This is a genomic window from Longispora sp. NPDC051575 (genome assembly GCF_040681875.1).
In the GTDB taxonomy this organism is placed as follows: domain Bacteria; phylum Actinomycetota; class Actinomycetes; order Mycobacteriales; family Micromonosporaceae; genus Longispora.
Window position 1 is genome coordinate 347,517 of sequence record NZ_JBFAZP010000002.1, and the last position, 13,743, is coordinate 361,259.

At 72.6% G+C, this 13,743-nt stretch carries 10 protein-coding genes; 4 read left to right on the forward strand and 6 right to left on the reverse strand.

The features are described 5' to 3' along the window. Nucleotides 1-11: 11 nt before the first annotated feature. The 6 genes from AB0M43_RS05320 to AB0M43_RS05345 are packed head-to-tail and all read right to left on the reverse strand — an operon-like array spanning nucleotide 12 to nucleotide 7,677. Nucleotides 12-1,172 carry an acyl-CoA dehydrogenase family protein gene (locus AB0M43_RS05320; RefSeq protein ID WP_363721381.1) on the reverse strand — a complete coding sequence of 387 codons (1,161 nt, stop codon included), beginning with the start codon at nucleotides 1,170-1,172 and terminating at the stop codon, nucleotides 12-14. Further along, nucleotides 1,169-2,542: an LLM class flavin-dependent oxidoreductase gene (locus AB0M43_RS05325; protein ID WP_363721382.1), complete on the reverse strand. Its 1,374-nt coding sequence runs from the start codon at nucleotides 2,540-2,542 to the stop codon at nucleotides 1,169-1,171. The genes AB0M43_RS05320 and AB0M43_RS05325 overlap by 4 nt, the downstream gene beginning before the upstream one ends. A gap of 8 nt (nucleotides 2,543-2,550) precedes the next feature. Continuing rightward, entirely contained in the window at nucleotides 2,551-4,227 is a 1,677-nt protein-coding gene (locus AB0M43_RS05330) for an ABC transporter ATP-binding protein (RefSeq protein ID WP_363721383.1), read from the reverse strand. Then, nucleotides 4,227-5,084: an ABC transporter permease gene (locus AB0M43_RS05335; protein WP_363721385.1), complete on the reverse strand. Its 858-nt coding sequence runs from the start codon at nucleotides 5,082-5,084 to the stop codon at nucleotides 4,227-4,229. The genes AB0M43_RS05330 and AB0M43_RS05335 overlap by 1 nt, the downstream gene beginning before the upstream one ends. Beyond that, on the reverse strand, nucleotides 5,081-6,013 hold the full coding sequence (locus AB0M43_RS05340; RefSeq protein ID WP_363721386.1) for an ABC transporter permease: 933 nt from the start codon (nucleotides 6,011-6,013) through the stop codon (nucleotides 5,081-5,083). Before AB0M43_RS05340 ends, AB0M43_RS05335 begins: the two co-directional genes overlap by 4 nt. Continuing rightward, the gene (locus tag AB0M43_RS05345) at nucleotides 6,013-7,677 is read right to left on the reverse strand and encodes an ABC transporter substrate-binding protein (protein WP_363721388.1); all 1,665 of its coding nucleotides are present in this window, start codon (nucleotides 7,675-7,677) and stop codon (nucleotides 6,013-6,015) included. The genes AB0M43_RS05340 and AB0M43_RS05345 overlap by 1 nt, the downstream gene beginning before the upstream one ends. A 339-nt stretch (nucleotides 7,678-8,016) precedes the next feature. Between AB0M43_RS05345 and AB0M43_RS05350 the strand changes: the two genes are divergently transcribed. From AB0M43_RS05350 to AB0M43_RS05365, 4 genes are all read left to right on the forward strand, one after another. Continuing rightward, on the forward strand, nucleotides 8,017-9,231 hold the full coding sequence (locus AB0M43_RS05350; RefSeq protein WP_363721390.1) for an SfnB family sulfur acquisition oxidoreductase: 1,215 nt from the start codon (nucleotides 8,017-8,019) through the stop codon (nucleotides 9,229-9,231). Nucleotides 9,232-9,385: 154 nt separating this feature from the next. Then, complete coding sequence (locus AB0M43_RS05355; RefSeq protein WP_363721391.1) at nucleotides 9,386-10,540, forward strand: LLM class flavin-dependent oxidoreductase; 1,155 nt, start codon at nucleotides 9,386-9,388, stop codon at nucleotides 10,538-10,540. 227 nt (nucleotides 10,541-10,767) lie between these two features. Continuing rightward, nucleotides 10,768-11,952 (forward strand): RNA ligase RtcB family protein, encoded by a 1,185-nt coding sequence (locus AB0M43_RS05360; RefSeq protein ID WP_363722058.1) that lies wholly within the window; start codon nucleotides 10,768-10,770, stop codon nucleotides 11,950-11,952. A 133-nt stretch (nucleotides 11,953-12,085) separates the two neighbouring features. Next, nucleotides 12,086-13,735 (forward strand): M14 family zinc carboxypeptidase, encoded by a 1,650-nt coding sequence (locus tag AB0M43_RS05365; RefSeq protein WP_363721392.1) that lies wholly within the window; start codon nucleotides 12,086-12,088, stop codon nucleotides 13,733-13,735. The last annotated feature ends 8 nt before the right edge of the window (nucleotides 13,736-13,743 follow it).

The following is a 13,743-nucleotide window of genomic DNA, read 5'->3' on the forward strand; positions in this document are numbered from 1 at the left end:
TGCTGACGTGGTTAGAAGAGGCCGCTGGTCGGCGGCTCGGCCCCGGTGAGCCGGTGCGCGCCGACCACGGCCGCCTTCCAGTGCCGGGGGTTGTGGTTGGCCACGGTGCGCGCGTTGCGCCAGTGCCGGTCGAGGTTGTGCTCCCGGGCCGTGGTGGACCCGCCGCCGACGTCGAAGACGAGTTCCCCGGCGCGCAGGGCGGCCTCGGCGGCGAGGTACTGGGCCTGGGCCACCTCCACCGACGCGGCCGTGAGCAGCTCGGGACCGGGGTCGGCCCAGTACCGGTCGATGGCCCCGGCGGCGGCGAGCACCACGGCCTCGGCGGCGTACGCCCGCGCGGAGATCTCCCCCACCGACAGCCGGACGTAGGGGTCGTCCACGGACCGCTCGGCGGTGCTGTGCCGGATCGGCCGGGCCTTCTCCCGGGCGAACGCGACGGCGTCGGCGAGCGCGTCGCGGGCGATCCCCGCGAGCACCGCGCCCAGGTAGAGCTGGAGGAACGGGGTGACCGGGGAGCGTTCGCCGGTGACGGGGCGGTGGCGCAGCTCGTGCGCGTACACCCGCATGTTCTCCAGTCGGGTGGTGCCGCTGGCGGTGAGCCGCTGGCCGACGCCGTCGAAGTCGTCGACCAGGCGCAGGCCCTCCCGGTCGCTGGGCACGATGAAGGACACCGGGTCGCCGTCGTCGTCGAGGGCCGTGGCGCTGACCCAGTCGGCGTAGAGCGCGCCGGTGCTGTAGTACTTGCTGCCGTCGGCCCGGTAGTGCTCCCCGTCGCGGGTGATCCGGGCGCTGATCGCGCCGTTGGCCCCGCCGACCTCCCAGCCGGCGTTGCCGACCACGGCCCCGTCGAGGAACCGGCGGAACCACAGCGCCCGCTCCTCGGCGGAGTCCCGGGCCCGCAGGCCCTCGATGAAGGAATAGTCGGGGCGCAGCGCCTGGGCGATGTTGGAGTCGGCCGCCGCCAGATCGATGACGAACCGGATCACCTCCGTCACGCTCGCCCCGGCCCCGCCGTCGGCGACCGGGATCCGGAACGCGAACAGCTGCGCGTCGGCCAGGCGGCGGATCTGCTCGTGCGGCAGGATCCGGAGCCGTTCGCGGTCGGCGGCGCCCTCGGCGATCTCCGGCAGCAGCTTGTCGGCCCGGTCCCGCAGCTCGGCCACGGTGGTCATGTCAGGCTCGCCGGGTCGCGGTACCGGGCGCCGGGGTGCGCGGCGGGCAGCCGGGGGCGGCCGGCGCCGAAGAGGCGTTCGCGCAGCGTCTCGCCGTCGTCGTAGGACTCGCGGTAGCGGCCCCGGGCGCGCAGTTCGGGCACGACGAGCTCGATGAAGTCCTCGGCGGTGCCGGGGGTGAGGAACTGGCGCAGGTTGACGCCGTCGATCCCGCCCTCGTCGACCCACCTCTCCAGCTGGTCGGCGACGACCTTCGGCGTGCCGGCGACGAAGAACGGGCCCCGGTCGAAGCCGGTGAACCGGTCCAGCACGTCGCCCACGGTGTCGTTCTCCCTGAACCGGCTGCCGAGCCGCTGGTGGCCGGGGTCCTGGCGGGCGATGATGTCGGCGACCTTCTCGGAGCGGTCGTAGCGGGTCCAGTCCAGGCCGGCCCCGGCGTGCGCGAGGTGCCCGTCGACGCTGCGCAGCTTCCGGAACGCCTCGACCTTGCGCTCCACGTCCTCGTCGGACTTCCCCACGATCACCGACGCGCCGGCCAGGAACCTGATGTCGTCGCGGGCCCGGCCGTGCCGTACCGCCCGGTCCTTGGTGTCCTCGATGTTGGCCCGCACGTCGTGCAGGGTGGATCCGCCGACGAACACCGCCTCGGCGTGCCGGCTGGCGAACTCCCGGCCGGCGTCGGACGCCCCGGCCTGGTAGATCACGGGGGAACGCTGCCGCGACGGTTCCGACAGGTGCGGCCCGGCGACCCGGTAGTGCTCGCCCACGTGGTTGATGTAGCGCACCTTGGCCGGGTCGGTGTACACCCGGTTCTCCACGTCGCGGATGACGGCGTCGTCGTCCCAGGAGCCCTCCCACAGCTTGTACAGCACGTGCAGGTACTCGTCGGCGATGGCGTAGCGCCGATCGTGCTCCACCTCGTCGGCGAGCCCGAAGTTGCGCGCCGCGTTGGGCAGGTAGGAGGTGACCACGTTCCAGGCGACCCGGCCCTTGGTGAGGTGGTCGAGGGTGGACATCCGGCGGGCGAACGCGAACGGCGGCTCGTAGGTGGTGGAGAACGTGGCGGCGAACCCCAGGTTGCGGGTGACGGCCGCCATCGCGGGGATGAGCAGCAGCGGGTCGTTGTTGGGGATCTGCACGGCCTCGCGCAGCGCCGTCTCCGGGCCGCCCCGGAAGCCGTCGTACGCGCCGATCACGTCGGCCAGGAACACCGCGTCGAACGCGCCGTACTCCAGCAGCTTGGCCAGTTCGGTCCAGAACTCCAGGTCGTTGAACCGGTGCCGGTTGTTGTCGGGGTGCGTCCACAGGCCGTGGGAGATGTGCCCGACGCAGTTCATCTCGAACAGGTTGACGTGGATCCTCTTGGGCATGGCGGTGCTCATTTCGCGGTGGACAGCGTCGAGACGGCCCCGAGCAGCGCCCGGGTGTACTCGTGCTGGGGATCGGTGAAGATCTGCCCGACGTCGCCGGACTCGACGACCAGGCCGTCGCGCATGACGAGTACCCGGTCGCTGACGTGGTGGATGACGCCCAGGTCGTGGGAGATGAACAGGTAGGCCACGCCGAGGCCCTCCTGGAGGTCGGCGAGCAGGTCCAGGATCTGGGCCTGGACCGAGACGTCCAGCGCGGACACCGGTTCGTCGCAGACGATCACCTCGGGTTCCGGGGCGAGCGCGCGGGCGATGGCGACCCGTTGGCGCTGGCCGCCGGACAGTTCCAGGGGGCGGCGGCGCAGGTACCCGGCGTCGAGGCTGACGAGGTCGAGGAGTTCGACGGTCCGGTCCCGGCGGGCCGTACCCGTCAGGCCGGTGACCGCGACCGCCTCGCCGATGATCCGTTCTACGGTGTAGCGCGGGTCGAAGGAGCTGAGCGGGTCCTGGTACACGACCTGGAGCCGGCGCCGTTCGGCGCGCCGTTCCGCCGGGCTCAGCGCGTCCCAGCGGCGGCCGTGCAGGGTGACCGTACCGCTGTCGGGGGTCTCCAGGCCGAGGACGATCCGGGCGGTGGTGGTCTTGCCCGAGCCGGACTCGCCGACGATGCCGAGGGTCTCCCCGGCGTGCAGGTCGAAGGACACCCCGCCGACGACGGTCCGGGCGACCTTGTCGGAGCCGAGGAACGACTTGACCAGATCGCGGGCCTCGATGACGGGCTCGTCGGTGGCGGTGGCCGCGACCCGCTTGAGGGAGGGGCGTTCGCGCAGGATGCCCTCGCCCTCCTCGCGGAGCCGGTGCTGCGGGACGAGGGCCGCCGAGGACAGCCGGGTGCCCTTGGCGTGGCTGGCGGGCACGGCCGCGAGCAGCGCCTTCGTGTACTCGTGCCGCGGGTCGCCCAGCACCTGCTCCGTCGGCCCCTCCTCGACGATCCGGCCGTCGCGCATGACGGCGACCCGGTCGGCGAGCCGGGCGACCACGGACAGGTCGTGGCTGACGATCAGCATCGACGTGTCCCCGGTCTTCAGCTCGTTGAGCAGCGCCAGGATCTGGGCCTGGATCGTCACGTCCAGGGCCGTGGTCGGCTCGTCGGCGATCAGCAGCTCCGGCCCGGCCGCGATGGCGGAGGCGATCAGGGCGCGCTGCCGCAGACCCCCGGAGAGCTGATGGGGGTACTGCCCGGCCCGCAGTTCCGGCTCCGGCACCCCCACGGCGGCGAGCAGTTCGAGGACCCGGGCCCGGCGGGCGCGGCCGCTCAGCGGGGTGTGCAGCCGCAGCGGTTCGGCGATCTCCCGGCCGACGGGGCGCAGCGGGTCCAGGGACGACAGCGCGTCCTGGAGCACGAAGCCGACCCTGGCGCCCCGGATCCGCCGCCAGCGCCGTTCGGGCAGGCCGAGGACGTCCTCGCCGTCGAACCGGAGCCGGTCGGCGCGCACCGTCGAACCGGCGCCGGTGAGCCCGACGAGGGTGCGGGCGGTGACGCTCTTGCCGGAGCCGGACTCCCCCACCAGGGCCAGGCACTCGCCCCGGTGCAGGGTGAACGACACCCCGTCCACGGCGGTCGGCCGGGCGGCGAACCCGGCCCGCAGGTTGTCGACCTCGACCAGCGGGATCACGTCGGACATCAGACGGCCCTCCCTTCGGAGCGGCGCTTCAGGTCCCGGCCGACGACGGTCACCGACAGGACGGTGAGCGTGATGGCCAGGCCGGGGATGGCGACCATGGTCCAGTCGTTGGAGATGTACTGGATGCCCAGCGACAGCATGTTGCCCCACTCCGGCGCGGGCGGTTTGGTGCCCAGTCCGAGGAAGCTGAGCGAGGCGCCGGCCCCGATCGCGTTGCCGATCCCGATGGTGGCGAGCACGATCAACGGCTTGAAGGCGTTGGGGAGTACGTGCCGGCGGATGACCGTCCAGCGGGGCAGCCCGAGCGCGGTGGCCGCCTCGACGTACGTGGCCCGGCGCACCACGTGGGTCTGGGCGCGCAGCATCCGCGCGTAGTACGGGATGCTGGCGAAGGCCACCGCGAACAGCGCGTTGACGGTGCCGGTGCCCAGCAGCGCGATCACCACCAGGGCCATCAGCAGGTCGGGCACCGACAGCGTGACGTCCACGAGGCGCATCAGCGCGCCCTCGACGAACCGGTTGGCGAGCCCGGCGAGCAGGCCCACCGCCGCGCCGACGGTGACGCCGATCGCGGTGGCGCCCAGGCCCATGACCAGCGAGGACCGGGCGCCGTGCACCATCCGGGCCAGGATGTCGCGGCCGGACTGGTCGGTGCCGAGCAGGTGGTCCCCGCCGGGCGGCAGGAACGCGCCGTCCGTGCTGATCTCCAACGGGTCGTGCGAGGTGAGCAGCGCGGGGGCGATGGCGGCGATCACCAGCAGGACGAGGAACGCCACGCCGAGGACGAGGCCGGGGCGCACCCGCCAGCCCCGGAGCCGGGCCGACACCCGGGGCACGGTCAGGGACAGCGCGGTCACGCGGTCACCACCCGGGGGTCGACGAGGCCGTAGACAATGTCCACGAGGAGGTTGACGACGACGTACACCGTGGCGGCGAGGAGCACCACGCCCAGTACCAGGGGAACGTCCTTCGTGGTCGTCGCCGTGAGCATCAGCTGGCCGACGCCGCGCCGCACGAACAGGGTCTCGGTGATCACGGCCCCGCCGAGCAGGCCGCCGATCACGAACCCGGACATGGTGACGATCTGGATCAGGGCGTGCCTCAGCGCGTGCCCGAGCCGGACCGCCGCCTCCCGCATGCCCCGGCTGCGGGCGGTGAGGATGAACGGCTGTTCGAGGACCTCCTCCAGTTCGGTGCGCAGCACCTGGGAGAGGGTGGCCGCGATCGGCAGCGCCAGGGTGAGGGTGGGCAGCACCAGCGCCTCGACGCCGCCGTTGCCGGACACCGGGAACCAGCCGGCCTGGAACGAGAACACGATCAGGAGCACCAGGCCGAGCACGAACGTCGGGAACGAGGTGAGCACGAGTTCCGCCCCGGAGGTGGCCGACCGGATCCAGCGCCGCCGGCCTGCGGTGAGGACCGCGACCCCCACCGCCAGCACGACGGCCACCACGGCGGCGCTCACCGCGAGCTGCACGGTCTCGCCGAGCTGCCCGCCGATCGCCTTCGTGACGGCGATCCGCTGCTGGTAGGACTCGCCCAGGTCGCCGGTGAGGAGCTTGCCCAGGTAGTTGAGGTACTGCCGGTGCAGGGGCAGGTCGAGGCCGTAGTCGGCCCGGACCCGGTCGAGCACCGCCTGGGTCGGGTTGGCCCCGTCCCCGGCGACCGTGGCCAGGGCCGCGTCACCCGCCGTGGCGTGCAGCGCGAGGAAGGACAGGGTCGCCGCGCCCCACAGCACCCCGATGCCGGCGGCCAGCCGGATCGCGATCCGTTTGAGGTGTCGCACTACTTCTCCAGCCACGCGTGGCCGAAGTACGGGGTGCCGTGCGAGGTGTCGACGACCACGTTGTGCAGCTTCGCGCTGAACGCCCACAGCACCGAGTTGTCGTACACCGGGAAGCCGGGGGTCAGTTCGGCGAGGCGCTGCTGGACCTTGGAGTACAGGTCGGCGAGGACCTTCTTGTCGCTGGTCTGCCGGGCCTGGTCGAGCCACGCGTCGAGCTGCGGGTCGCTCAGGTGCGAGGTGTTCTGGCCGAGCTGTTCCTTGCGCGGGATGCTGAACGTCGCGTACTTGATGTAGAGCACGTCCGGGGTGTTGGTGTGCCACACGCCGGCGGAGAGGTCGTAGTCCCCGGCGTACCGGCGGGTGGTCAGCTGGGCCGGCGGGATCAGCTCCACGTTCACCTTGATGCCGACGGCCTTCACCTGGGCCTGGATCAGGTCGAAGATCGGGCTGACGGTCGCGGTCTGCCCCACCGGCCACTGCACGAGCAGCGGCTTGCCGTCCTTCGTGCGGTAGCCGTCGGCGTCCCGGGCGGTCCAGCCGGCCTGGTCGAGCAGGTCGTTGGCGCGCTGGACGTCGAAGCCGGGCAGCTTGACCGTGGGGTCGTAGTACTTGGTGACCCGGTCGACGAAGCTGGTCGCGAGCTGGCGCTCGCCGAAGCCGACGGTCTTGACGATCGCGTCCCGGTTCACGGCGGCCACGAACGCCTGGCGCACCTTGAGGTCGTCGAACGGGGCCCGGGTGGTGTTGAACTCGATCGTGTACGGCAGGCCGATCCGGTTGACGTTGGAGTACACGAGCTTCGGGTCGGTCTTCACGGCGGCGGCGTTCTGGGCGGGCACGTAGCCGGTCGCCTGGTACTGCCCGCTGGCCAGCGAGTTGAACCGCACCGCGTCCTGCCCGACCCAGGAGACATTGATCCCGTCGAGGTGCGCCTCACCGGTCGCGCCGAGCAGCGGCGGGGCCCAGTCGTACCCCTTGCGCTTCGTGAAGGTCGCGCCCTGGTTCTTGGTGTAGCCGGTCAGCACGAACGGCCCGGAACCCACCGGCTTCTCGCACAGCTGCGCCGGGGTGCTCTCCTTGATGGCCTTCGGGGACAGCAGCCCCAGCCAGCCCTGGGCGAGCACGTCCAGGAACGGGGTGTACGGCTGCTTGAGGTGCACCTCCAGCGTCTGCGGATCGAGGATCCTGCTGTCCTGGTACGGCGCGATGTACGGCCCCGCCAGCGGCGAACGGGTCGCCGGGTCGAGCATGTGCTCGAAGTTGGTCACCACGGCCTGGGCGTCGAACACGGCCCCGTCGCTGAACGTGACCCCCTTGCGCAGGTGGAACGTGTACGTCTTCTGGTCGGCGGACACCTCCCACCTCTCGGCCAGCCACGGCGCCGGGTTGCCGTCCTTGTCCAGGTAGACGAGGTTGTCGGTGAGGATCCGGCCGAAGATCTGCTCGACGTCGGAGGAGATGGCGTGCGGGTCGAGGCACAGCGGGTCGGCGGACATCGACAGGTTGAGGGTGCCGCCGGCGACGGGCTTGCCGCCGACGTTGAGGGCGGTGCCGGCCGGGCGGGCGTCGGCGGTCGCGGGGCCGGTGCCGCCGCTGTTGCAGGCGGCGAGCAGGCCGAGGGCGGCGACGCCGGCGAGCAGACTCGTGGACTTCCTGATGGACACGGTGGAGCCCTTCACAGAACAAGAGGGGGCCACGGGCAGGCCGGGGCTGGGACCCCGGTGCGCGGGCAGAGTGGTGGGATTTCGCCAGAAGTGCGGGAGGAACGCGGGGAACGCTGCCGGCTGTCAACAGCCGCAGCTACACACCCGGTGGTTGTCCACATAGCGCCGCTGGATCAGGCGCAGGCTCCGCTTCATGGGTTGGAACGTAGGGGCCGCCGCGCGACCCTGTCCAGGTACAAGTGACTTGACTCACAGCCTTGTCAGTCTTTCCCTATCGGATTAGTAGGAAATACCACTTGGACGATTGCCCTGGCCAGAGGCCTGTGCCAGCATCGCCCCATGTCCACGCCTGCCCCCACCACCCCGGCCCGGCCCGCCGCACACGTGATCCGGGACGGCTCCGAGGCCCTCGACGTCGCCGCCGGACTCGCCGCGGAGTTCGCTCCCGGGGCCGCCGACCGCGACGCCCACCGCCGCCTGCCGCACGACGAACTCGACCGGCTCAGCGCCAGCGGCCTGCTCGCGGTCACCGTGCCCGCCGGGCACGGCGGGGCCGACCTCGGCGCCGACACCCTCACCGAGGTGTTCCGGATCCTGGCCGCCGCCGACCCCAACATCGCGCAGATCCCGCACAGCCATTTCGTGTACGTCAACGCGCTGCGGCACCAGGGCACCCCCGAGCAGCGCGCGTTCCTCTTCGGGGAGGTGCTCGCCGGCCGGCGGATCGGCAACGCGCAGTCCGAGGTCGGCACGAAGCACCTGATGGACTACCGGACCCGGCTCGAACCGACCGCCGGCGGGTACACCCTCAACGGCACGAAGTTCTACACCACCGGCGCGCTGTACGCCGACTGGATCGCGGTCCTGGCCAGGGGCACGGACGACAAGATCTACGTCGCGTACGTCCCCGCCGACTCCCCCGGCCTGACGATCGTCGACGACTGGACCGGCATGGGCCAGCGCACCACGGCCAGCGGCACGGTCCGCCTCGCCGACGTGCACGTCCCCGCAGACCGGGTCATCCCGCACCACCTGACCTTCACCGGCCCCCAGCTCTACGGCGCCTTCGCCCAGGTCCTGCACGCCGCGATCGACGTCGGGATCGCCGAGGGCGCGCTCGCCGACGCGGCGGCGTTCGTCCGGGAGAAGACCCGGCCCTGGTTCGAGGCCGAGGTGGAGCACGCGACCGAGGACCCGCTGCTCGTCCAGCGGTTCGGCGAGCTGTCCCTGCGGGCCCGGGCCGCGCGCGCCCTGCTGCGGGAGGCCGCCCGGGAGATCGACGCGGCGGCGGCGGACCTCGACGACGCGTCCGCCGGGCGCGCGTCGCTGGCGGTGGCCGCCGCGAAGGCCTACTCCGACGGCGCGGCCAACGAACTGGCCAGCGCGCTGTTCGAGGTCGCCGGCACCCGGGCCAGCCTCGACAGCTTCAACCTGCACCGGCACTGGCGGAACGCGCGCACCCACACGCTGCACGATCCCGTCCGGTGGAAGATCCAGCACCTCGGGCGGGCGGCGCTGCTCGGGACGGCGCCGCCCCGGCACGGGCTGCTGTGAGCCCCTGAGGTCCCGCGCCCCCAACCCCGGCCGACCTGGTCCCGGCCGACCTGGTCCCGACCCATCCGCCCCCGCCCGGCCGGCTCCGCCCCGCACCACCGGCACCCCGCCCGCCCGGCCGCTCCGCAGCCCGGCACCACACCTGGAGAAAGTCATGACCCTCGCGTTCCACTGGTTCCTGCCGACCTACGGCGACAGCCGCTTCATCGTCGGCGGCGGCCACGGCCTGCCCGCCGGCGTCGCGGGCGGCGCCCGGCCGGCGACCCTGGCCTACCTGGGCCAGGTCGCCCGGACCGCCGAACAGCTCGGCTTCGTCGGCGCCCTGACCCCGACCGGCGCGTGGTGCGAGGACGCCTGGCTGTCCACCGCCATGCTCACCGAGGTCACCGAGCGGCTCAAGTTCCTCGTCGCGTTCCGGCCGGGGCTGCTGTCGCCGACCCTCGCCGCGCAGATGGCCGCCACGTTCCAGCGGCACTCCGACGGCCGGCTGCTGCTCAACGTGGTCGTCGGCGGCGAACCGCACGAGCAGCGCGCGTACGGCGACTTCCTGGACAAGGACGCCCGGTACGCGCGCGGCGGCGAGTTCCTCGACATCGTCCGGGCGCTGTGGCGGGGCGGGTCCGTGGACTACGCGGGCGAGCACCTGCGGGTCGAGGGCGCGACCCTGCCCCGGGTGCCCGACCCGGTGCCCCCGGTCTACTTCGGCGGGTCCTCCCCCGCCGCCGGCCCGGTCGCGGCGAAGCACGCCGACGTGTACCTGACCTGGGGCGAACCGCCGGCCCAGGTCGCGGAGAAGCTGGCCTGGATCCGCGCGCTCGCCGCCGCTGAGGGCCGCGAGCCCCGGTTCGGGATCCGGCTGCACGTGATCGCCCGCGACACCGCCGACGAGGCCTGGGCCCAGGCCCGCAAGCTCCTCGACGGGATCAGCGACGCCGACATCGCGGCGGTGCAGGCCGGCCTGGCCCGCAGCGAGTCGGAGGGCCAGCGCCGGATGCTCGCCCTGCACGGCGGCCGGCGCGACAGCCTCCAGGTCGCGCCCAACCTGTGGGCCGGGGTCGGCCTGGTCCGGGGCGGCGCGGGCACGGCCCTGGTCGGCAGCCACACCGAGATCGCCGACCGGATCGCCGAGTACGCGGCCCTCGGGGTCAGCGAGTTCATCCTGTCCGGGCACCCGCACGTCGAGGAGGCGTACTGGTTCGGCGAGGGGGTGCTGCCGATCCTGCGCGAGCGGGGCCTGTGGCGCAATCCGTACGGCGAGCCGGACCCCGCGCCCGCGCAGGTGCCGTTCGCGGCCGCGCCGGCGCGCTGAGCGGCCGCCGTTCCGCGGTCCACCGCCGAGGGTTGAGGGGCCCTCGGCGGTGGACCGCACCGCCGCCCCCGGGGAAATCCGATTGCCCCGGGGGCGGGTCCGGGGCAAGGTATGCGCATGACGTTCTGACGGACCGCCCTTCCCCCGGCCCGGTGTGCCCACCCCACCGCGCCGTCGTCTGATCAGCCTGCGCCCCGAAGAGAGCCTCCTTGTCCGAGCACCCTCCCGTGCCCCCGGCCGCCCCGGCGACCCCCGGCACACCGTCCGCCCCGGCGACCCCCGGCACCCCCGGCACGGTCACCGTCTTCGCCTCCCCCACCAGCTGGATCGAGTCCGACGCCGTCGACCAGTGCCACCAGGTGGCCGCGCTCGACGGCATGCTGCACGTCGCCGGCATGCCCGACCTGCACCCCGGCAAGGGCGCCCCGATCGGCGCGGCCATGGCGTCCACCGTGCTGTACCCGCTGCTGGTCGGTTCCGACATCGGGTGCGGCATCGCCGTCTTCCCGATCGCCCTCAAGCGGGTGGTACCGGAACGGCTCGCCGCCCGGTTCCCCGACCTCGACCTGGAGCCCGACGCCGACGACCCCGCCTGGGACGCGCTGGACGAGGTCCCCGGGCACGTCGAGGGCCTCGGGACCGTCGGGCGCGGCAACCACTTCGTCGAACTCGCCCAGGTCGGGACCGTCCTCGAACCCGACCACGCCGCCCGGCTCGGGCTCGCGGCCGGCGACGTCGTCCTCATCGTGCACAGCGGCTCGCGCGGGCTCGGCGAGCAGATCCTGCGCGCGCACACCGAGGTGCACGGGGCCGGGCCGGCCGCCGACCCCGCCGGGTACCTCGCCGAACACGACCACGCGGTGCGCTGGGCGTCGGCGAACCGGCGCCTGATCGCCGCGCGGGTCGCCCTCGCCCTCGGGGCCCGGCCCACCGAGCCGGTCGTCGACATGTGCCACAACTCCGTCGAGTACGGCGGCGGGGTCTACCTGCACCGCAAGGGGGCCGCGCCGGGCGACGGCCGCGACGTGCTGGTCGCCGGCACCCGGGGCACGCCGTCGTACCTGGTGGCCGCGCACGCCGGGCCGGACGCCAACCACTCCGTCGCGCACGGCGCGGGCCGCAAGATGTCGCGGTCCGACGCGCTCCGCCGGGGCCGGGCCAAGCACACCGTCGAGGAGCTGCGCCGCACCCCGGTGGGGTCGTTCGTGGTGTGCGGGGACCGGCAGCTGCTGTTCGAGGAGGCGCCGACGGCGTACAAGCGGATCGAGCAGGTGATCGGCGACCTCGTCGGGCACGGGCTCGCCACCCCGGTGGCCACCACGGTGCCCCTGGTCACGTACAAGACCGCGGACCTCGGGTCCGGGGAGCGGCGGGACCGGCGGGAGGAGCGCCGGAAGCGGGGGCGGCGGTGAGGGCCGCGTAGCCTCGCCGGGGAGCGCCTCGCCGGGGGCGATCTGCCGCACATCTGCCAATATATCGACGTTGATTGATTCTCGCGCGCCGAAGCGGTGAAGTGGTTTACCACCGTTGCACCTTGGAGGCGCGATGAACCCCCTCTTCTTCCGCCGATCACGCTGGCTCCTGGTCGGCGCCGCCCTCGTCCTGGGCCTGGCCCTGTCGACGCCGGCCGGCGCCGACCCGGTCCGGGAACCCGCGGACAACCCCTCCGCCGAGTACGTGCTGACCGGCCCCCGGACGAACGCGGACGTCAACGCGATCGCCCGGACCGGCGCGTCGGTCGACCTCGTCGAACACGGCCGCGTCCTCGTCACCGCGACCCGGACGGAGATCGCCGCGATCGGCAAGCTCGGCTTTGGGATCGAGAAGGCCCCCCGGCAGCACGACGACCACGCCCTGCCCGGCCTGGCCGGCTTCCCGCCCGCCGACTCCAACTACCACGACTACGCCGAGCTGACCACGGAGGTGAACAACCTCGCGGCGGCCAAGCCGGCGATCTTCAAGAAGCTCAGCTACGGCACGTCGTACGAGGGCCGCGACCTGATGCTGATCAAGATCTCCGACAACGTGGCCACCGACGAGGACGAGCCGGAGATCCTGTTCAACGCGCACCAGCACGCGCGCGAGCACCTGACCGTCGAGATGGCCATCTACCTGATGCACCTGCTCGCCGACAACTACGGCACCGACCCGCGGATCACGGCCCTCGTGGACAGCCGCGAGTTCTGGATCATGCCGGACGTGAACCCGGACGGCGGCGAGTACGACATCGCCACCGGCTCCTACCGGTCGTGGCGGAAGAACCGCCAGCCCAACACCGGCTCGTCCAACGTGGGCACGGACCTCAACCGCAACTGGCCGTACAAGTTCGGCTGCTGCGGCGGCTCGTCCAGCAGCACGTCCAGCGAGACCTACCGCGGCCCGTCGGCGTTCTCCGCGCCCGAGACCAAGAAGTACGCGGACTGGGTCCGGACCCGCAACATCGGCGGCGTGCAGCAGATCAAGGTCGCCATCGACTTCCACACGTACTCCGAGCTGGTGCTGTGGCCCTACGGCTACCAGAGCGCCGACACCGACCCGGTGATGAACGCCGACCAGCGCGGCACCTTCGCCACGATCGGCCAGCAGATGGCGGCGACGAACAACTACACCCCCGAGCAGGCCAGTGACCTGTACGTCGCCGACGGGATCGTCATCGACTGGCTGTGGGCCGACCAGCGGATCTTCGCGTACACCTTCGAGATGTACCCGTCCTCCGGCGGCGGCGGCTTCTACCCGCCCGACGAGGTCATCCCGGCCCAGACGTCGCGGAACAAGGAGGCGGTGCTGAAGCTGTCGGAGTACGCGGACTGCCCCTACCGGGCGATCGGCAAGCAGCAGCAGTACTGCGGGACCCCGGGCGGACCCCGGTTCGAGAACGCCGCCGACGTGGCGATCACCGACAACGCGACGGTGGAGAGCCCGATCACGGTGTCCGGGGTCTCCGGGGCGTCGTCGGTGACCGTGGCCGTGGACATCAAGCACACCTACCGGGGCGACCTGGTGGTCAGCCTGGTCAAGCCCGACGGCACCGTGGTCGTGCTGGAGGACTTCCCGAACAGCGACTCGGCCGACAACGTGCTCAAGACGTACTCGGCCACGGTGCCCGCCGCGGCCAACGGGGTCTGGAAGTTGCGGGTCCAGGACGTGGCCAGCAACGACGTCGGCAAGATCGACGTGTGGTCCCTGCAGTTCTGAACCGACCG

Coding starts and splice junctions, on each gene's coding strand:
- AB0M43_RS05320 (WP_363721381.1), bottom strand. CDS start 1,172: ATGACCACCGTGGCCGAGCTGCGGGACCGGGCCGACAAGCTGCTGCCG.
- AB0M43_RS05325 (WP_363721382.1), bottom strand. CDS start 2,542: ATGCCCAAGAGGATCCACGTCAACCTGTTCGAGATGAACTGCGTCGGG.
- AB0M43_RS05330 (WP_363721383.1), bottom strand. CDS start 4,227: ATGTCCGACGTGATCCCGCTGGTCGAGGTCGACAACCTGCGGGCCGGG.
- AB0M43_RS05350 (WP_363721390.1), top strand. CDS start 8,017: ATGTCCACGCCTGCCCCCACCACCCCGGCCCGGCCCGCCGCACACGTG.
- AB0M43_RS05355 (WP_363721391.1), top strand. CDS start 9,386: ATGACCCTCGCGTTCCACTGGTTCCTGCCGACCTACGGCGACAGCCGC.
- AB0M43_RS05365 (WP_363721392.1), top strand. CDS start 12,086: ATGAACCCCCTCTTCTTCCGCCGATCACGCTGGCTCCTGGTCGGCGCC.